This is a genomic window from Rubellimicrobium rubrum, assembly GCF_006152115.1.
GTDB lineage: Bacteria > Pseudomonadota > Alphaproteobacteria > Rhodobacterales > Rhodobacteraceae > Rubellimicrobium > Rubellimicrobium rubrum.
The window spans coordinates 1-19,492 of record NZ_VDFU01000046.1; the positions used below are offsets into that span (position 1 = coordinate 1).

The window sequence follows — 19,492 nt, forward strand, 5'->3', positions numbered from 1 at the left end:
GACCGATCCAGCGTGGCGCAAACCCGACGAGCCGAAAGGTGAGAAGGGCGCACTCTTGCAAACCCTGCGGGGTGTTCGGATCCGGCGTGAGGGTCACTTCCTCGATGATCCGGGCCAGGAGTTCGTGCGCGCTCTGAACTACGCTTTCGTTGCGCAGCGACCCTTCGAGGTTGCACACCAGATCGGTGTAGCGCGCCGCCAAATTGGTAGCCGAGGCGTCGTTCCCCTTCGATAGGGCCGTGACCACGGCCAGGGACGCCAGAACCTCCTCGCGCTTAGCCTCGCGTCGCCGTAGGCGGCCAGCAGGTCGGCACGCCCGGCATCCGGGCCGTTCGCATCGGACCATTCGTAGAACGGCAGGTCGGTCGCCTGCCGGGCAGAGGCCGCGTTGAGGGCGGGCATCAGGACGCCCACGTGGTTCGTGCTGACAAGCAGCATCACCGGCCGTTCGTCCCCCTGCGGATCGAGGTCCGCGAGCCATCTCATGTGGCTTGTCGGGCCAAGGACGACGAGATCAGTGCCTGTCTCCACCAGGCATTCGCGCAGGAGGCGCGCCAACCGAGGGGTCGTGGCTGTCATAGGATTGTCTCTAGTGGGCCGGTGGCGGCCTCCGAGGGGTCCCATCGGCCGCAGGATCGTCACTGCTTCTCGACGAGGCGATAGTAGACAAAGTCCGAGGTCGCGCCGTTCACATAGCCCGACACGCCGGCGTCGCTAGCGACCTGATAGGTGGCTCAGAACATCATGACGATGGGCGAGCTTTCCTGCACGCGGGCCTGAAAGTTCTGGTAGATTCCTTCGCGCGCGGCGGGGTCGGCCTCGCTCAGGGCGGCGGTCGTCATCTGGTTCATGTCGTCCGGCACCGCCCAGGCGTTCCGCCAGGTGGTCGTGGCCTAATACGCTTCGTCTGAGTTGTCCGGCTTGTAAGCGAAGGCCTTTGCGTTCGAAGGCGGGTCTTTGAAGTCCAGGCCCTAATACAGCAGCATCGCCTCGTGGCTGCGGTCGCGGTACATGGTGATCACCTGCGATCCCGTGCCGGGGAGGATCTCGAAGTTGATCCCGGCCTCGGCGAAGCTCGCCTGGAGCTACTGCGCCATGTCAGTAAATGGGGCGGAGTTGATGACGTGGGGCGTGACGTCGACGGGTGATTCCACGCCCGCAGCCGCGAGGATCTGCTTGGCGCGTTCCAGGTCGTAGGTGGACGGCGTCTCGTCCAGCGATCCCGGGAACCCCTTGTGCCAGAAGGCTTAGTGCGTCTCCATTTGCCCGGCGAGGAAGCTGTTGGTCATGCCCTCGTAGTCCACGAGGTAGCGCGCGGCCTCCCAGACGGCGGACTTCGTCAAGCTCTCGGCCTTCTGGTGAAGGACAGGAGGTGGACGGCGGCCTGGGGGAAGACCTCCACCTTGATCGCCTGTGGGTCCAGGGTCGCGATCTGGTCGGGGGTCAGGTGCTTCGCCATATCCACGTCGCCCTGCTCCAGCAGGAGCTGCTGCGTCGCGGATTCGGCCACGTGCTGGAGAATGACGGAGAATGACGCCCTCAACGAGCGGCGCGCCCTTGAAGTACTCGGGGTTGGCCTCAAGCCGCTCGAGTTCGGCCGGCCGGAAGGTCTGGAGCGAGAAGGGGCCCGAGCCCGCGCTGTTGGCGTTGAGCCAGGCGTTGCCCATGTCGCCGTCCACCTCGTTCTCCGTGACCGTGACCATGTCGACGACCGAGGCGGGGCGAGAGGCCAGGACGATCAGCACGAAGGCGGGAGAGAAGTCGCCCTCGTAGCGGACCGTGACGGTGTTGCCCTCGGCCGTGACCATCTGCTCCACGTTCTCGGGCGTCCAGCCGAGCTGCGTGAGGATGAAGGCGGGCGTCAGGTTCAGCTTGATGACGCGGGCGACGGAGCCCACGACGTCCTCGGCCCGTGCGGGGTTGCCGGAATGGAAGGTCACCCCCGTCGCGCAGCGTGAAGGTGATCGTCTTGGCAGCCTCGTCCACCGCCCATTCCGAAGCGAGGCCAGCCGCCAGCACAGTCGGGTCCTCGGCGTCGTACTGCACGAGCCGGTCGTAGATGTTGGTCACGAGCTCGCCGCTGGTGAACTCGGAGGCCTGCGCGGGATTGATGGCGACAATGTCGTCGATGTTCTGTGCCACCAAGAGGATGCCGGGCGGCGTCTCTGCCTAGGCGGTGGGCGCGGCGAGCGGCAGGATCAGCACGCTCGCGAGGAGGGTCGTCCGTAAGGTCATCATGTCCTCTCTCTCCTGTTGGGTCTGTTGTTCGCGGGGCGTCGTTCATCGCCAGGGGCAGCGGGTGTCGTCCGTCGCGCGCGTGCAGCACCCTGAGCGTTCCGGTCCAGAGCAGGCAAGCAGGCGCGGCGCTGCGGTTCGCCCAAGCATGGGGCATCGCGCCGCTGTGGCGCAGGCTGTCGCCCGCGCGCATCGTGACGGCCGCGATGACCAGTGTCGTGCGCGCCCGCGCGAGGCCAAGGAGCGCCGCCTGCACCGCCTGCTCGCTCTCGGTGTCGAGCGCGCTCGTGGCTTCGTCGAAGATGAGGATCGCGGGAGTCTTGAGGAAGGCCCGGGCAATGGTGAGCCGCTGCCCTTGTCCTCCCGACAGGCGAACGCCCCGCTGACCGATCTCGGTGTCGTAGCCCTGGGGCAGGGCCAAGATGAAATCGTGGGCATTGGCGGCCTGAGCGGCGGCCTCCGCTTCCGCGTCGGAGCCACTTGGCCGCCCGTAGCGGATGTTGTCTGCCACCGTGCCCGCGAAGAGATAGACGTCCTGCTGCAATCGCGACCGACCGCTTTGCGGCCGACCAGCCACGCCTCCTAGCGCTGGCGGTTCAGGTCCTGGGCTCGGTTGCCGAAGCCGAGGACGTGGTGCAGGACGCGTGGCTGCGCGAGACGCGGGCCGGGCCGGATGGCATCCAGGACCTCTGCGGGTGGCTCTCGACGGTGGTGGCCCGCGCGGCCCCGACCGACTCCGGCACAGCCGGCGCCCCGCCGAGGAACCCTTCGCGGATGCGACCAGGCAGCCCCTGGATGTGCCCGATCCGGCGGCCAGCCCCGAGACGGAAGTGATTCTCGTGGAGTCCCTCGGGCTGGCGCCTGTCGTGGTGCTCGGCCGCCTCGGCCCGGCCGAGCGGATGTCCTTCGCGCTCCACGACCTCTTCGGCTTCTCCTTCGAGGAAGTTGGCACCGTTCTCGGCCGCTCGAGCGTGGCCGTGGGGCAACTCGCGAGTCGGGCGCGACGGCGCGGGCGGGGTGGCTCGGCCAGAGGGACGGCCGACATCGCGGCCCGGGCGGAGGTGGTCGCGGCCTTTGCGGAGGCCGCGCACGGAGGTCGGCGCGACCAGCTCCTGCGTCTTCTCGACCCTGATGTCTCCTTGAGCATCGACGTGAGCCTCCTGCCGCCGGGCGCCGCGAGCCAGGTGAGAGGCGCCACAACCATGGCGGCCCGAGCTCGGAGGCCGGCACGGCCCTACTCCTTCTCGTGGAGGGCGCCCCAGCCTTGGTCGCCGCCCTATGTGGCCAGGTCGTGCGCGTCCTGACCTTCAATGTCGTCGCAGGGGTCATCGTTGCCATCGAGGTGACTGCCGAGCCCGAGCGCCCGCGGTAGCTGGTTATTCGTCTTCTCCCGGACCAGGGCGAGGAGTGGTAGGGAGAGACGCCGAACAGGAGCCCCCCGTGACCGGAGCGCTGTCATGCGACGCCCCGCCGAGCTCTTCCGCAACCGACGCCCTGGGAGCTAGGCTCAGGACTGCCGGACCCTTGACCCTCCTCGTTTGCTGTTGGAGCTACCGATGATCACCGGGATCGAGGACTTCTTCACCAAGGGCTGCGGCCGCTGCGACCGCTTCGCCACCCCTGACTGCTCGACGCGGCCCTGGGCGCGGGGCCTGACTGACCTCCGCCGTATCTGCCGGGACGTGGGTCTCACCGAGGCCGTGAAGTGGGGGCATCCCTGCTACATGCATGCGGGCCGCAACATCGCGATCATCGGCGCGTTCCGGGGCGACTTCCGTCTCAGCTTCTTTGATGCGGCCCTGCTGAGCGACCCCGAGGGCATTCTTGAACGGCAGGGCCCGAACACCCGGCATCCCGACATGATCCGCTTTCGCGCGAATGAACAGGTCGCGGAACGGGAGGCGGTGATCGTGTGCTACCTGCGCGAGGCGATGCGCCATGCGGAAGAGGGCCGGAGGCCTCCGAGAGAAGAGGGCGCGCTCGACCTGCCAGATGAGCTGGTGGAAGCGCTGGACGGCGACCCCGGGCTGGCCGAGGCCTTCCACGGCCTCACGCGAGGTCGGCAGAAGAGCTATGCCATCGCTCTCGCCTCGGCCAAGACCTCCGCGACGCGAGTGGCCCGGATCGCCAGGTTCCGCGACAGGATCATCGCCGGCAAGGGCGCCACGGAGCGGTGACGGCACATTGCCCCAGGCGCGCCGCCGGACGGCGATATGCAGCCGCCGAGCTATTCAGGCAGCCGTCCAGGGCGACACCGAGGTCCCACCGAAGATCACCTCCCGAGGGAGTTGGAAGATGAAGTACGGGTTGAGGGGTGGAGGTGCGCTGGCGGCGCTCAGCCGAGCGGCGTGCTCGGGGCTCAGCCGGACCTCCAGCGCTGCGATGTTGTCCGTCACCTGCTGCGGCCGGCTGGCACCGAGGAGAAGCGAGGTCATGCCAGGGCATGACAGCACCCAGGCCAGGGCCACCTGCGCCATGGGTATGCCCAAGTCGCCTGCAACCTGACGGGCCGCGTCCACGATGCCGAAGTTCCGCTCGGTAAAGAGCATCCCGCCGTAGGGATTGTCGCCGCTCAGCCGGTCCCGCGCCTGGCCTTCCCCGCTCATGGCGCGGTCGGGAACCGCCGCCGCCCGGTCCGCCTGCGCCAGCATCTCGCGCCCGTACTTGCCCGTGAGCAGACCGCCCGCGAGCGGGCTCCATGGCATGATCCCCAGGCCGAACTCCTGGGCCATGGGGAGGAGGTCCAGCTCCACCCCGCGATCGACCAGCGACCAGGCATTCTGGAGGCCGATGGGGCCCGGGAGGCCCTGCGCGGCGGCCAGGGTCGCCACCTTGGCGACGTACCAGGACGGCGTGTTCGAGAAGCCGTAGTAGAGGATATCGCCCCGCGCCACGGCGCCCGCGAGGGTCCGCAGCACTTCCTCGGCGGGGGTTGTCCGGTCCCAGACATGCACCCAGTAAAGGTCGATCCGGTCGGTGCCAAGCCGGCGCAGAGACCCCTCGATGCCCTGGCGGATGTTGACGGCGCCGTTGCCGCCGTGCATCGGATGCCCCTGCGACCGCGCGAAGCCGGACTTCGTCGAGACCACGAGCTGGTCCCGCAGTCCGCTGTCCTTCAGGAAGCGGCCCAGCATCGCTTCGCTCTCGCCGCCGCTGTACACGTCGGCGGTGTCGAGAAGGTTGCCTCCGGCCTCCACGTAGGTGTCGAAGATCGCGCGGGCCTCCCCCTCATCGCTGCCCCAGCGACCGGCCCCGAAAGTCATGGTGCCGAGCGCCAGCGGGCTCACGATCAGGCCCGAGCGGCCAAAGGTGCGATAATCTGTCATCCGCATCGAACGTCTCCCATTGGGCCACTCCGGTGGCGCGATGGAAGGTAGGGGCGAGCGTCGAGGGCGATTAGCCGTTCCTTCTGCCATGAGCTTGTGAGAGAGGTTCAGGAATGTCGCGACAGCCCCTCAACGATCTGGCAGCCTTTGCCGCCTTGGCCCGCAGGCGCAGCTTCACCGCGGCGGCGGCCGACCTCGGCGTGTCTCCCTCGGCCCTCAGCCATGCGATGCGAGCCTTGGAGGAGCGCCTCGGCGTCAGGCTCCTGGCCCGGTCCACCCGTTCGGTGGCGCCGACCGAAGCCGGGAGCGCCCTGCTGGAGAGGCTTGGCCCGGCGCTTGAGCAGATCGACGAGGGCCTGACGACGCTCTCGGCGTGGCGCGACGAGCCCGCCGGCGTGGTCCGGCTGACGACGTTCCATTGGATCGCCTCAACGCTCCTGGCGGAGCGGCTTCCCGCGTTCCTGGCCCGACACCCGGAGATCACGGTCGAGGTCAACGTCGATGACGGGCTCACCGACATCGTCGCCTCCGGGTTCGACGCCGGTATCCGGCTGGGTGAGACGGTCGAGAAGGACATGATCGCCGTCCGGATCGGCCCGCCGCTGCGCACCGTCGTCGTGGCCACACCCGGCTACTGGCTGGCCCATGGCAGGCCGGGGCATCCGCGGGATCTGCAACGGCATCGCTGCATCGGCTACCGCAATATCACCAGCGGGACGCTGATGCCCTGGGACTTCGAGAAGGATGGAAAGGTGCTGCGGCAGCCGGTGACCGGCCCGCTCGTCTGCAACTCCTCCGACCTCGCGCTGGCGGTCGTGCGGGCTGGGCAGGGCGTCGGATGGGCCATGGAGCCGGACGTTGCCGCGGACCTCGAGGCTGGGCGCCTGGAGCAGGTTCTCGACGACTGGGCCCAGCCCTTCCCGGGGGCGTTCCTCTACCATCCGAGCCGACGGCAGGTTCCTCCGCCCCTACGCGCCCTGATCGACTTCCTCAGGGCCTGAGGCCGCGCCTACATGGCAGCCAAGACGGAATGGCGCGCTTTAACCTCAATGCGCCTTGCCGAGTCATTGGCGCGGCCGAGACGAGAGGCCGTGTTCTTGCAGGACAGCAAGTAGAGGAGGCGACACCGACAGAACCCGCGCCACAGGGCGGGCGACGGCAGGGTGGTTTCGGCAGAACGTCGAGTTGCGCCTTCTCAGCTCGGAGAGCAATTGGCACAGTATCCAGGGGCGGCACCTCGCTCAGGATGTCAGCCCGAACCCAAGGAGCCGTGACCTTGCCCAAGACTTGCACGCATCGGGGCACGATCGTCGAGGTCACGCCCAGCGCCCTGGTTTGTGAGGAGTGCCTACAAAGCGGCAGCAGAGGGGTTCACCTCCGCCTCTGCCGGACCTGTGGTCACGTGGGCTGCCGCAACAGCTCGCCCAACCGCCACGCGACGGTGCACTTCCGTGCCACGGGTCACCCAATCATCGAAGGCTATGACCCGCCGGAGGGATGGGGCTGGTGCTACGTGAACCAGACCGAGGTCGACGTTGGAAGGCCGGCCCCTCAGTCGGGCCCGATCCCCAGGTTCGTCAGACGCGGAATGGCCGTGCGCTGCCTTGGCACCCGCCGTCCGGCCCAGGCCGGGTGCTGCTACCGTGCAGACTCCTTATGTTCCGTCCGGCTCGCTGCGGCAGCTGGACCCTCGCCGGAGTCCGTCCCATGACCGACGCGCCCGCTGAGCGCAACGTGCTGGCCGGCCGACAGGCGCAGGCCTTCCCGCGCCTGTCCCCGGCCGAGATCGACCGCCTGCGTCGCTTCGGCGAGGTCCGGATCTTTGGCGAGGGCGAGCGCCTCTTCACCGCTGGGCAGCCTGGGCTTGGGTTGTTCGTCGTCCTGCGGGGGCTCGTGGCGATCACGCATCCCGACGGGCTGGGTCATGCGATTCCAATCGTCGAGCAGGGCGAGGGCCAGTTCCTAGCCGAGATCGGCGCGCTTTCTGGCAAGGCCGCTCTCGTTGACGGATGGGCTCGGGACGAGGTCGAAGCCCTCGTCCTGTCGCCCGCAGGGCTGCGCGCGGCCCTGGTGGCCGAAGCTATGTTGGGCGAGCGCATCATGCGCGCGCTGGTGCTGCGTCGCGTGGCGCTCATCGAGTCCGGGGCAGGGGTGCTTCTGATCGGGCGGCCCGACGACCACGCGACGGCTCGCCTCATGGGCTTCCTGACCCGCAACGGCCAGCCGCACCGGCTGCTAGAGCCCGAGGACGCCCAGGTTCACGACCTCATTGCCGCCCATCCGGGCGATGTGCTGCCCATGGCCGTCACACCGGACGGCCACGTGCTGGAGCGCCCCGACGAGGCGCGGCTCGCGGCGGCCATCGGCATGACGACGCCCGGAGATCTCAACGGGCGGCGCTTCGACGTGGCGGTCGTCGGGGCCGGACCGGCGGGCCTCGCTGCGGCGGTCTACGCCACGTCCGAGGGCCTTTCGGTCGTGGTGCTTGATAGCCGGGCGTTCGGCGGGCAGGCCGGGGCCTCCGCCCGCATCGAGAACTACCTGGGCTTTCCCACCGGCATCTCGGGCCAAGCGCTTGCGGGCCGGGCCTACACGCAGGCGATCAAGTTCGGCGCCGAGATGGCAGTACCAATGACTGTGGACCGGCTCGACTGCGAGGATGCCGACGAAGGCCGGCTCCGGCTCGAGCTTGAAGCGGGAGGCGCCATCGAGGCCCGCGCTGTGGTCTTGGCCGCTGGGGCCCGTTACCGGCGGCTTGAGGTGGAGGGCCTCGAACGGTTTGAGGGCCGCGGGATCTCTTATTGGGCCTCGCCCATCGAAGCGCGCATGGCGATCGGGCAGGAGGTGCTGCTGGTGGGTGGCGGCAACTCGGCCGGGCAAGCGGCGGTGTTCCTGTCCGAGCACGCGGCGCGCGTCCGCGTCTTGGTCCGCCGTCCTCTCGAAGAGACCATGTCCCAGTACCTGATCGACCGCATCGCCGCCTCGTCGAACATCGAGGTGATCGTGGGCGGGTCCGTCACGGGCCTCGCCGGAGGAGACAGCCTTGAACGGCTCCGCTGGCGGGGGCCGGAGGGAGAGGTCGAGGAGCCCATCCGCCACCTTTTCCTGTTTATCGGCGCCGATCCCGCCTCGGGCTGGCTCGATGGCTGCGGCGTTTGGCGCGAGCGTGGCTTCGTGGCCACCGGCGACGCGATCCCGTCCGAGGTGCTGGAAAGCCGCGCCATTTGGCGCCATCGCCGGCCGGCGCCGCTGGAGACGAGCGTTCCGGGGGTCTTCGCCATCGGCGACGTGCGCGCGGGCTCGGTCAAGCGCGTGGGCGCCGCCATCGGCGAGGGAGCGGCCGTGGTGGCTCAACTTCACGCTCACCTCGCTGCGCAACGGGAGTCGCTGTCGCAGGAAGCTCAGTAGCTGAACTTCAGGTGCTCGGCCGTCGTCTTCGCCGGCCGTCGAAAGGCTCAACTCTTGGTGGGGTTCTGTTCCCGCAACCAGATTCGACCAAAACCTCCGCCCCAAGCGGGGGCTTTGTCGTTCCGGGCCGCAAAGACATTAACCCCGGAGCCACACCGCCTCGGAGCACTCGGGTTGACCTGCGCTGCCCTTGGTGCCGGTTTGGCTCTCCTGGCCTGTGGGGGCTTGGTGTCGCTCGGGGGTGTGTCGGGGGCGCAGGCTGGGCCGCACTCAGATCATTGGGTCATTCCCCCGAGGTCAGGGATGAGGAAGCAGAGTCTTCTCGGCTGATGGATCGAGGCGAGTCTGATAAGGAAGAGCCGTTTCGCTTAGGCACAGATGATGGGTGTGCTGCGCCAAGTGGAGGGGGGATACCTGTACCCGAGTTGTCCCGGGCAGACGGGATCAGCAGAGCGATCAGTCTCACAAGTGGCGAGCGAAGGATGGCGGCATAGCCGCATCGATGATGAACTAGGTAAAGGCGTCTAAGGACGAGGACCGACGGCTGAAGTAGATGTATGCCGACCTGAGCATGCAGGCCGATATGCTGGAGGAGGCCTTGAGAAAAGTGACGCGGCCATCTCAGCATCGGGAGCCGGTCGAGAAAGCTTTTGTCGAACGCACCAACAGGACGGTCCGGCACGAGTGGCTGGACCTCACCATCTTTGAAACCCTCGAGGAGGTGCGGGAGATCGCTACCGATTGGCTGTGGACATACAATCACGACCGGCCGAACATGGGCATCGGTGGGATGACACCCGCCAAAGAACTGAAACTGGCCGCGTGAACTGTACGACCGCGCCCCACTAGAACGGGAGGATCACCGCGGATCCTGCGGACATCCCGTCGAATTTCAGCGACATCCTGACAAGGCTATGCACCCGGTGTCGGGCTCTATCTACCGAGCAGGAATACGCCAAGATCCTTGATCGTCTCGAACCGGCGAAAGTTCTTGGCGGCAAAGGCGACCCGCATGAGCGGTGTCCATGGACCGAAAACTCGTGCCAGGACGCCTGCCCGAGCCTGAGCCGCCGCCCTGCCTTCCCATACGAACCCCGAGCTTTCTGGCGGATGAATTGAGAGCGGGAAGGGCAGGTAGCACCCTCTGAGCCCCGCCTTCAGGCAATCCGCAACGAAGATGTACTCTTCACCCAGAAAATTGGAAGTTCCCGCGCCCACTCCGAAGTGTTCGTCGAACCGGATCCCTGCCGCTGTTATCCGTGCCCGACGAAACGCCAACTCGTGACTTGAGATGCGACCGCTGTTCCAAAGTCTTAACCGATGTGGCCGGTTGTGCGCCGGTTTGCGCGGCACGCCGTCCGGCGTGAACGAGCGCCCTGCCAAGAGATCGAGGTCAGGGTCTTGGGCGAAGACTCGTCTGATCTCGTCGAAGGCGCCATCCGGGTGCGCCACATCATCGTCGGCAATCAGCACGATCTCGCCCTGCGCGAAATCCAGCGCAGCGTTGCGACTGCGCGAAAGCCCCGTCGAAGCGAGCCGTCTGATTGTGACGTCGCTCCGTTCCACCGTCAGCGCCTCAAGATGTAACTTAAGCCCGGGCTCCGCTTCGGCCTCCTGCATCAGGACCAAATAATCGAGCCCGACTGCGCGCGGCCAGTTGGCGGCGTGCAGACCGTAGGCCCGTACGCCGCGGGTCGAGATTGCCACCGTGAGAGTTGGCCGGTCATGAGTCATGCAACCATCCTTCTGACTCGTTCGAGCCGCCGCCGATGTGGTTCGGCGCCTTCGACAGTCCTCTACAGCATGAGCAGGTCTCACAAGAAGCGGCCGGATTCGATGTGACCCTTTCTTGATCGACAGTTGCCATTGCCACTCTCCATGTCCTCATGGGGATATGGCAGAAAGAACGCCGCCTTGGTGCGGGAGATGGTTTGGACGTGCTGAACTGGCCTCAATGCACCCATCATGGAGGCGCCGCTGAGCCAAGTCAGAAGCAAAGCCATCTCTTTTCTAGATGATCAGAATATCTGCGGCGGCCAGAGCGGCTCCATCTTGCAAATCTGCAAGTAGGGTTCGCCCACCACGATCATGGCCGTTGTTGTCGAACCAGAGCGTTGCGTCGCTCGTACGGAATACGAAATGATCGGTGCTGTCCCGCGCTTGGTTGATGGCGAACTGCCAGGGTCGCAGCCAGCCTTCGTGCAAGTCCGCCCCGAAGGCTGCATCGTTGAACTGCAGCGTGTCCTTCGACTCGAAGTCCGTAATTGTGCTCTTGCCTTGCGAGATGACGAACGTATCCGCGCCGCTGGCCCCGCTGAGCCAGTTATGGCCGCTGCCACCGTCCAGGTGGTCCGCGCCCCTGCCACCCTTGAGGGTGTCCTGCCCTTGGTTGCCGTAGAGCCGGTCATTTCCGTCCTGGCCGCGCAGCAGGTCGTTGCCGCGCCATCCCGACAGGCTGTCGTTCCCGCTCCTGCCCCGGAGAACTTCGCTGGCCGATCCGCCGTGGAAGCTATCGGCAGATGCTCCACCCTGGAGGACCCTGAACGGGACGTGGCCGGGCTTGACTTCGGCACCTGCCAGATACGTGGCCACGGCGCCATCCGGGAGCCCGTTCCAGACCCCAGACCAATAAGGGTTCCCACCCGCAAAGGTGCTGGCGAAGGACTTGACCGAAGCCCGGCTCCAGAAACCGCCGAGATCCTCGGGTGCGAAGTAGTAAACAGGCCGGCCATCCACCAGCATGGCTGCTTCCTGGCCGGTCAAGACGATCTCGTACCGATGGACGCCAGCGCTCGCATCAAAGCCAAGGGGGAAACTGATACCGGCGGACACGATCCGACCGAGGTTCGGGTCGTAGGCGTGCACGGAAATCTGAGCCTCGCGCAGGCCTTTGCGGCCTACCCACTCAAAGTCGAACTCCCAGCGGGGAGCCCCATGCGCCTGAAAAGCGAATAGACCGGCTACGCCGCCCGACGGCAGGTCAGCCACCCTAGCGTCCCAGCGCAGGGTTCCGGTCGTCAGCATGGCATCGGACTGAATCTCCGCCCCTCGATAGCCCTCGGGTCCTTCGTCCAGAACGAGTTTCACGCCTCCCGCGTCGTCGGGCTGCACATTCTCAGGCGACCAAACGTTCTTCTGCCACCAGAGCTTCCAGTCGGAGACGAGCCAACCGTCGGAGGCGGGTTGAGGCTGGTCGATGGTGTAGAACAGCATGTGTTAACCTCAGTAAATTTCACGTCTCCCGAGACCTGCACTGCGATAGCAGAGCAAGTTCTACGATCCGGTTGAGCGGAAAAGGCTCAGAACGGCAGAAGCACTGGCGGCCGAACTGGCGAGCCTCTGCGGCAACATGTTGCGCCTGAGTCGCTGGATCCTGCAACTTGGGCTTAAGTTGCGGGAGTCCTGCGGTCCGGGGCCGGGCCCAGCGTATTCATGGCTTGTGCCCGAACGGATGACCTGTTCGGGCACGCGGTGAGGGGCGGACAGGCGCTGCACCACCACGCTGGACCAGCGGACGTGCCTTTGGGGTCCGTGCGTGCTTCCGTCGAGGCGCTGTCATTTGCAGAGCATCAGGCCAAGCTGGCGCCCATCCTCAGGCATGAAGACCGGCAGGACCTCATCGGACCGCGCATTGGCCGCGACGACGCGAGCCCCCTGTCAGCGCGGCAGGGCAGGGCCCGCCACCAACACTTCCCACGCGCCGGGCATGGGTGCGGCCGTCGTCACAGCACCAAGCCTAAGCCCCGGCCGCGCGATGCACCTGATCTACCCAATGTACTGCCAGCCGTTGGCTAATTGTTTCCAAGGCGCCGGCGGATCGAACGAATGACGTAGAGGGCGAAGCCAACATTCGCCCGAGCGAACCCTACTTCGCGGTGCAGGACCCCCCAAGTCGCACGAGCAGCACGAAACTTGCGCGAAGAGCGGGAATTGCTGGAAACCCGGTACTCGGCCAATACATTCGGCAGTCCCTCGGCCGTGGCGCCCTGGCGTAAAAGACTGAGCCAGAACGCATAGTCCTCCCTCATCGGCAACTCGGGCATCTGGGCGGGGCCAAACCGCTCGCGATCCCAAACGCCTGTCAAGCAGCCAATGGGATTGCCTCCGAGTGCGTCACGGTACTGAACGCTGGGTCGAGCATGGACCACGCCGAGGTGACGCCCCTCTGGACTGATCCGACGATACGAGGAGAAGACAATTCCCGCCCCCGCTTCGAGCCGGGGTACTTGGCAGGCGAGTTTCTCGGGCAACCACAAGTCGTCCGCATCGAGGAACGCTATGAAGCGGCCCCTTGCCAGCCGAATCCCTAGGTTACGGGCTGCAGGCGCACCATGCCGGGTTTGGGAACGAATGAGCCGCAGGCGAGGATCACGACGTGCAAGCCGCTCGATGAGCTCGACCGAGCCATCGGTTGAGCCATCGTCGACGAGGAGCATCTCCCAATCCGGAAAGGTCTGGGTCTGCACGGAGGTAATGGTTTGAAGCAGGGTGGAGCACGCGTTGCGAACCGGCGTGATGACCGAAACCCGGGGTGTTGAGCCGACTCCTTCGTCGTCCATCAAGAATTCTGCCGCATGCCTGGAACTCGGACTTTCACGCATCAGGAGCCGGACTCCGGGAATGAGCTTGGCGTATGAGCGCCAGTGGAGCAACGGGCGAACGGCGCCGCGCACAGGGCGCGCAAAGCCGATTGCCCGTCGCGGTGAGTTTGGCAGCGGAAGGGGCGAGAGCCCTAGAGGGTACCATTGAGTGGGCCGCCCAGAATTGCAATCAGCGACGCGGTAATAGTCGAGCCCAAAGAGAAGAGCAGCGTCTCGCTCGGGGCTTCACACTGCATGCGGCGGTCGCAAGCTTTGCAGATGCCGTTATGTCGGGGCTTGGCCAGGGCGGCGACGCGCAATGGTACACGCGCTGGCTTTACCTTGACCATGCACGCCTGCAACTTCGCCCGGTCACCTGGACTGTTGGCGGAATGATCCAGCGAAGCGCAGCACGCGGGCTATGGCGAGCCGCCATCAAACCTTACTATTGTGAGATCGTCCCAACCAGGTTTCAGGTTCCCAACGGAGTTCGTCACCGTTACTCCTGGTCAACGCACGGCTGAGGAGATGCCTTTGCCAAGCTGCTGTCCCGATTCACTACGAACCATGCCTAGAACCCTTCGCCAGGCGCTCTGCGGGTCGTCATCGACGTAAACGACCGCTGGGCGCCCATGCCGAAATCCGCTGGGCGGGTCGCCCTCCTTGCGCGGGGTCCACGGCTTCAGTCATCTTGAGAGTCCCGCTTAGCCTTTGGGCTACCGAACCTCAGTCCACGCCGCCAAGCTCACCGCAAGGGACGCGCAGGCGCCCATCTCGATCTGGGCCCGCAACTCCGGCTGTACGAAGATTCTGGGCCACGGCAGTGGAACAGTAATGGTACGGGAGCGGCCAGCGCGCTCCCGTACTGCTTTGGGACGGCTCAATCGAAGAAGGAGAAGTGGCTTTTGTCGAGGCTTGAGATGGAGCTTAGGGTGGCTACAAGGATCGCGTCGACGTTCACGTCCACCTTGCCGTCGCCGTCCGTGTCCCTTCCCCTGCCGTCCTCGTCGAACCAGAGCCGGTGCTCGTCGGTCTCGAACACAAACGTCGCGCCGCTGGTCTTGGCAACGTTGCTGGTCTGGTTGACGAGCTTGAAGTGGAACGAGTCCACGTCGAACTCCGTTTCCCGCACCGCGAGCTTGTCCTGACCCTTCCTGAAATCGACGATCACGTCGTGCGGCCAGTATGGGTTGTGGTTCAGGAACCCGTCGTCCCGTTCGAGCACGAAGATGTCGTTGCCAGCGCCGCCCGTCATGCGGTCGCCTCCCGACCCGCCGTTCAGGATGTCTTTCCCGCCGCGGCCGTTAAGGACGTCATCCTGGGCGCCTCCATCGAAGGAGTTGTTGGACCCGTTGCCGAGCAGGTAATCGTCGTAGCCCGATCCCTGGACGTGCTCGATCGAGGTGAGACGGTCGCCGCGCGCGGCGCCGCCGTTGGCGGACTGCATGGCAAAGTCGATGCGGACCGAGGTATCCGCGTCCGCGTAATCGACACGATCGAACCCACTGCCGCCGTTGACCATGTCGGCTTTGTAGTCTTCCGAGCGCAGGTAGGCGCCAAGGTGGAAGACGTCGTTGCCGGCGTCGCCATACATCGTGTCGGCGCCATAGCCGTAGTTGAAGATGTCGGCGCCCGCGCCGCCATGGGCGGTGTCGTTCCGCCCGGAGGCGATGTCGTCGTTGTCATTGAAGGTGTCGCTGCCGCCGCCGCCGTAAAGCTGGTCAGTGCCCGCTTCTCCGTCGAGCGCGTCGTTGCCCTTGCCGCCCTTCAGGCTGTCGTTCCCGTCCCCTCCATCGAGGAGGTCCGCGCGGTTGCCGCCGGTCACGCGGTCATTGCCTCTGCCGCCCTCGAACTGCAGCACCTCGAAGCCATCGACCAGCGAGCCGTTCGCCAGCCTGGTCATGGTCTGGCCCTGGGTGCCCAAGTTGTAGACGACCGCGACGTTGTTCGTGGGAGAGTAGCCGAACGTCATCTTGATCGTGTCGATCGATCCCGACGAGTCCCCGCCGACAGCCTTGTCACCAACGCCAATCGAGACGAAGTCGCTGCCCCTACCGCCATCGAGGTCGTCATACTCGCCGTCGAAGTCGAACCCGAGATAGGCGCCAGAGTAGAGATCGTCGCCGCCCGCCCCCCCTCGGAGGGTGTCCCGGCCATAGCCGCCCGAGAGCATGTCGTTGCCTTGACCGCCCTCGACACGGTCGTTGCCGTTTTCGCCATTCAAGGCGTCCCGGCCGTCTCCCCCGTAAATGCGATCATTCTGGTGTCCGCCGTTGGCGAGGTCGTCGCCCCGGCCAGCGTCGATCACGTCGGCGCCCGCGGGTGTCTCGGTCTCGCTCCAATCGTAGTAGCCCGTCGTGTCGCCATACAGATAGTCATTGCCGTTGCCGCCCCTAAGGGTATCGGCCCCATGACCGCCATGAAGGCTGTCGTTCCCGCCCCGGCCAGCAAGCATGTCCGCACCGCGGCCGCCCTGAAGCTCGTCCTCCATCTCCCAGCCCGTGATGCGGTCGGCGAAGTCGGAGCCGCGAATCTTGTACTGCTCCACGCCTTGCACGGTGAAGCCGCCGGCCGCATCGTAGCTGTTCAGGTAGTCTGTCGCGGTGAAGAGGAAGCCACTGGCACGGGCCTTGTAGCTGACGTCCAGAAGGTCGGTTCCCGTGCCGCCGTAGATCTTGTCGCCCGAGACCTCGCTTCCTGTTCCGAGGATGAGCTGGTCGTCGCCATTGCCCCCGCTGATGAGATCGCCGCCGGCCCCGCCATAGAGCCGGTCGTGGCCTTCTCCACCGTAAAGCTGGTCGCCTCGGTCCGCTCCGGAAGGATAGTAGCCGTCCCCATAGAGATCGTCGTTGCCATAACCGCCATAGATCCGGTCCGAGCCCGCTTCGCCGTTCAGATCGTCGTCGCCGTAACCACCCTTGAGGTTGTCGTTGCCTTCGTCGCCATCGATAGAGTCGTTGCCGTACCCGCCGTCGACCAGGTCGCTGCCCTGTCCGCCATACGCGTAGTCATCGCCGTCGAGCAGGCTGATCCTGTCATTCCCTGAAGTGTTGTTCCCGTAATACTCACCGATGAAGTCTCTCTCGGATAGGCTGTTCGTTCCATTAATAACGGCCATGATGCGCTTTCAAAGGATGCTAGGGTCAATTAGCGGAATGCTAAGATGCAATGCGCTATGCCGTGGAAAGGCCCAATCAGTCAATGCACTCAGGGGCTTGAGGATGGTCATGAAAACCTGACCTGACTTGGTCGATAGGTCATGGTTTGTCGGTCGGACGCACACGGCCCAGCGAACGGATTGTATTCGATTTGCGCCCGCGCTGAATTCGGATGCGGCGGCTTCCTGCAGAGTGGTATTCTGTTCTGGCTCGGGCCATGGCCCCGGGCCGCCTGCCGCTGACAGGGGCGTATGAAGACGACAACTCGCCGGACTGCGGCGCTGGCCTGAACAGCGAGTAGATCCGGTCGTTCTCCTCGCGTCTCGGAAAGCCATGTCGCGGCGCGAGGCACCTCGATAGATCTGGGGCAGAAGTCGGCCACTGTCACTCGGTCCAGGCTGTTGGCCTACGAACCCCAAATCCTGAGCCGAGCCGAGTTGGGCTCTCGGCCCCGGCAGCCGAACCCAGCTTGACCGATGGAAAAGGGCTGCCTAGCGTCGGCCCCATGACACAGCAAAGCCGCCTCCGCACAGCTCTTAGAAACTCTCAGTAGCGTGCACAGCCATGAGTTCGGATATGGAAATCGCTCTTGCTCGAACCGAAGAACAGTCGAACCTGGTCGGCGAAGGGATTACGGCGGATAGGGGGCGCTGGAGCTTTGACGGAATTTCACGAGTCTTTGATGATCATGTTCGGCGGTCGGTGCCGCTGTACAACGAAGGTCACGACCTCACGTGCCGACTAAGCGATTATTTTGTCGCGTCCAATTCGCTCGTGTACGATCTGGGCACGGCGACCGGGAGCCTTGCGCGAAAACTCGCTGACTGGCACCAGGGCAAGGCCGGCACCCAGGTGATTGGGATAGACCCAGTCCAATCCATGGTCGAACAAGCGGAAAAAGTGCATGGCTTCCGCGAGGACCTGCGCTTCATTTGCTCAGACGCCCTGACCTATGAGTTCGAAAAGGCTAATCTTTTCACCAGCTATTACACCGTTCAATTCGTCCATCCAAATGTCCGGCAGCAGCTAATCGATCGTATATATGAGCGTCTCCACTGGGGAGGCGCTTTCATTCTATTCGAGAAGGTGCGCGCCCCAGACGCTCGCTTTCAGGATTACATGTCTCAGGTCTATACTGACTTCAAGCTCGCCAACGGTTACGACGAGAAAGAGGTCGTCGGAAAGACCAGAAGCCTGAAGGGAGTACTTGAGCCATTCTCCACGAACGGCAACATCGAGATGCTGCAGCGGGCGGGCTTCAAGGACATCATGACGGTTCAGAAGTGGGTATGTTTCGAAGGCTTCTTGGCGATCAAATGAGACGTCGTTGGCGATCCTTTAAAGGCAGATGGATGCAGACTCTGAAGAACCTGGCGTCACCGCCGGAATACACGACGGACGGGCTCGAGATCGTCGAGATCAATGGGGTAAAGCTGGTTATCGACCCATCCGTCATGTCGGAAAGCGTCCAAGAGCGAATTCGTAAAGGCCGACTGTCCCTCCCCGAAGCGAACTTCATCGGGAAGCTTATTGAGCCCGGGGAGAGGTTCCTGGAACTGGGCGGAGGTATCGGTTATACGTCGACAATCGTCGCCAAGCAGAACAAAGCGGCGTCGGTCACCACCTTCGAAGCGAACCCGCAGCTCATTCCAGCCATGAAGCGAACGCATGCGATGAACAATGTCGTGGCCGAAGCCGTCAATGCCATCGTGTCATCCCGCAAGGACAGAGACACGGTTCCGTTCTACATTCACGAGGATTTTCGGTGCTCGTCCTTGGTGAAGCCAGGTGGCGGAATCAAGAACGTCGTCGAAGTGCCTGTTATGTCCTTTCAGGAGGTGCTCCAGTCCCGTTCTCCAACGATGCTGATGGTCGACATTGAGGGAGCCGAGAAGGACCTCTTCCAGAACATCGACATGTCCAGCGTCAAGAAGGTTTATGTCGAGCTTCATAAGAATATCATATGGGGTCGTGGCATTAAGAGGATCTTCGACTTCTTTTCCGACAATCAGTTTTACTATGATCCTCCGGCGTCGGTTGGCCACGTGGTTCTCTTCCGGAAGCTTGATAATCCGCCGCCGGTACAGATGATCAGGAGGACCTACTAGATAGGGAACTACTCCAGGTCCAAGCCATGGCGACGGATGCCAGCATGAGGCTGGCCAGATAGTTGCGCGCCAAGCGGTCATAACAGGTTGCGATGCAGCATCAGTTGTTGGGCTTGGTCTACGGGCGCCTGACGACATTGCGGCAGCCCTAGGCCGGCGGGTAAGCGGGAAGGGGAAGGCGCGAGTGGTCAGGGAGGGATAGCTGCCTTGATGTGTCGGCGCTTAGGCTGGCGGGGCAGGGTCATTGTATCCTAAGCCCTGTCCTCGATGTTCGAGCGTGGGCTGCCAGATGCCGCGCGAGGACCGGCGGGTGAAGCGGTTTGGGCTGTCGTGGGTGGACCAAATGCGGCCGGACATCCACCCGAGGCATCCCGGGGAGTCCCCGCGGCAAATGCGGCTCAACCACCGCCCAAGTTTCCTTTGATAGCCAGAACAGAGACACCATGACCGTGCTCCGTCCGTCGAACCCGATTCGGCAGAGAAACACCACGGGCACTTGATGGTCTGCATAGGGTCTCTAGCAGCGACCGGCCGCACTGTCAGAACTGGAGAATGACGGCCGCGATCGTAGAGGGGGAGCGCGCATCACAAGTAACGCATGGCGCTTGACCTGCCCCCCGGGAGCTCCCTCGCTGTGACGTAGAGTCTGCCCATCCTGAAGGAGCAGACGACATGAG

Annotated in this window: 15 protein-coding genes and 2 pseudogenes; 9 read left to right on the forward strand and 8 right to left on the reverse strand. The window is 64.7% G+C overall.

The genetic code is table 11. From position 1 onward, the window contains the following. The 3 genes and pseudogenes from FHG66_RS22035 to FHG66_RS23030 form a co-directional block, all read right to left on the reverse strand. On the reverse strand, positions 1 to 202 hold a 202-nt coding region (locus FHG66_RS22035), incomplete at its 3' end, for a hypothetical protein (protein ID WP_218013924.1). A gap of 1,045 nt (positions 203 to 1,247) precedes the next feature. After that, entirely contained in the window at positions 1,248 to 1,940 is a 693-nt protein-coding gene (locus FHG66_RS19945; protein WP_176556366.1) for an ABC transporter substrate-binding protein, read from the reverse strand. Between the two features lie 497 nt (positions 1,941 to 2,437). Then, a pseudogene (locus tag FHG66_RS23030) lies at positions 2,438 to 2,773 on the reverse strand (ATP-binding cassette domain-containing protein); the annotation flags it as partial. Here FHG66_RS23030 and FHG66_RS22495 point away from each other — a divergent pair. From FHG66_RS22495 to FHG66_RS19965, 3 genes are all read left to right on the forward strand, one after another. Beyond that, complete coding sequence (locus tag FHG66_RS22495; RefSeq protein ID WP_139078887.1) at positions 2,716 to 3,069, forward strand: sigma factor; 354 nt, start codon at positions 2,716 to 2,718, stop codon at positions 3,067 to 3,069. The pseudogene FHG66_RS23030 and the gene FHG66_RS22495 sit on opposite strands and share 58 nt — an antisense overlap. A gap of 65 nt (positions 3,070 to 3,134) precedes the next feature. Beyond that, positions 3,135 to 3,539 (forward strand): sigma factor-like helix-turn-helix DNA-binding protein, encoded by a 405-nt coding sequence (locus FHG66_RS19960; RefSeq protein ID WP_218013922.1) that lies wholly within the window; start codon positions 3,135 to 3,137, stop codon positions 3,537 to 3,539. Between the two features lie 252 nt (positions 3,540 to 3,791). Continuing rightward, positions 3,792 to 4,412, forward strand: coding sequence for a YdeI/OmpD-associated family protein (locus tag FHG66_RS19965; protein WP_139078890.1), 621 nt, complete (start codon positions 3,792 to 3,794; stop codon positions 4,410 to 4,412). Between the two features lie 54 nt (positions 4,413 to 4,466). Here FHG66_RS19965 and FHG66_RS19970 read toward each other — a convergent pair whose 3' ends face one another. Next, complete coding sequence (locus FHG66_RS19970; RefSeq protein ID WP_139078892.1) at positions 4,467 to 5,567, reverse strand: aldo/keto reductase; 1,101 nt, start codon at positions 5,565 to 5,567, stop codon at positions 4,467 to 4,469. A gap of 107 nt (positions 5,568 to 5,674) precedes the next feature. Between FHG66_RS19970 and FHG66_RS19975 the strand changes: the two genes are divergently transcribed. The 4 genes and pseudogenes from FHG66_RS19975 to FHG66_RS23040 form a co-directional block, all read left to right on the forward strand. Beyond that, the gene (locus FHG66_RS19975; RefSeq protein ID WP_139078894.1) at positions 5,675 to 6,562 is read left to right on the forward strand and encodes a LysR family transcriptional regulator; all 888 of its coding nucleotides are present in this window, start codon (positions 5,675 to 5,677) and stop codon (positions 6,560 to 6,562) included. Between the two features lie 245 nt (positions 6,563 to 6,807). Further along, positions 6,808 to 7,272, forward strand: coding sequence for a UBP-type zinc finger domain-containing protein (locus FHG66_RS23035; protein WP_139078896.1), 465 nt, complete (start codon positions 6,808 to 6,810; stop codon positions 7,270 to 7,272). Continuing rightward, the gene (locus tag FHG66_RS19985; protein WP_139078898.1) at positions 7,269 to 8,969 is read left to right on the forward strand and encodes an FAD-dependent oxidoreductase; all 1,701 of its coding nucleotides are present in this window, start codon (positions 7,269 to 7,271) and stop codon (positions 8,967 to 8,969) included. The genes FHG66_RS23035 and FHG66_RS19985 overlap by 4 nt, the downstream gene beginning before the upstream one ends. Positions 8,970 to 9,591: 622 nt before the next feature. After that, a pseudogene (locus FHG66_RS23040) lies at positions 9,592 to 9,795 on the forward strand (integrase core domain-containing protein); the annotation flags it as partial. Positions 9,796 to 9,902: 107 nt separating this feature from the next. Here FHG66_RS23040 and FHG66_RS19995 read toward each other — a convergent pair. From FHG66_RS19995 to FHG66_RS20010, 4 genes are all read right to left on the reverse strand, one after another. Next, complete coding sequence (locus tag FHG66_RS19995; protein WP_139078900.1) at positions 9,903 to 10,703, reverse strand: glycosyltransferase family A protein; 801 nt, start codon at positions 10,701 to 10,703, stop codon at positions 9,903 to 9,905. A 276-nt stretch (positions 10,704 to 10,979) separates the two neighbouring features. After that, complete coding sequence (locus tag FHG66_RS20000) at positions 10,980 to 12,182, reverse strand: family 16 glycosylhydrolase (protein ID WP_139078902.1); 1,203 nt, start codon at positions 12,180 to 12,182, stop codon at positions 10,980 to 10,982. Positions 12,183 to 12,760: 578 nt separating this feature from the next. Then, positions 12,761 to 13,528 (reverse strand): glycosyltransferase family 2 protein, encoded by a 768-nt coding sequence (locus FHG66_RS20005; RefSeq protein WP_176556367.1) that lies wholly within the window; start codon positions 13,526 to 13,528, stop codon positions 12,761 to 12,763. A 901-nt stretch (positions 13,529 to 14,429) separates the two neighbouring features. Beyond that, positions 14,430 to 16,667: a calcium-binding protein gene (locus FHG66_RS20010; protein WP_139078906.1), complete on the reverse strand. Its 2,238-nt coding sequence runs from the start codon at positions 16,665 to 16,667 to the stop codon at positions 14,430 to 14,432. Between the two features lie 616 nt (positions 16,668 to 17,283). Here FHG66_RS20010 and FHG66_RS20015 point away from each other — a divergent pair. Continuing rightward, complete coding sequence (locus FHG66_RS20015) at positions 17,284 to 18,027, forward strand: methyltransferase domain-containing protein (RefSeq protein WP_139078908.1); 744 nt, start codon at positions 17,284 to 17,286, stop codon at positions 18,025 to 18,027. A gap of 32 nt (positions 18,028 to 18,059) precedes the next feature. Next, positions 18,060 to 18,815, forward strand: coding sequence for an FkbM family methyltransferase (locus FHG66_RS20020; protein ID WP_176556368.1), 756 nt, complete (start codon positions 18,060 to 18,062; stop codon positions 18,813 to 18,815). Positions 18,816 to 19,492: the final 677 nt, after the last annotated feature.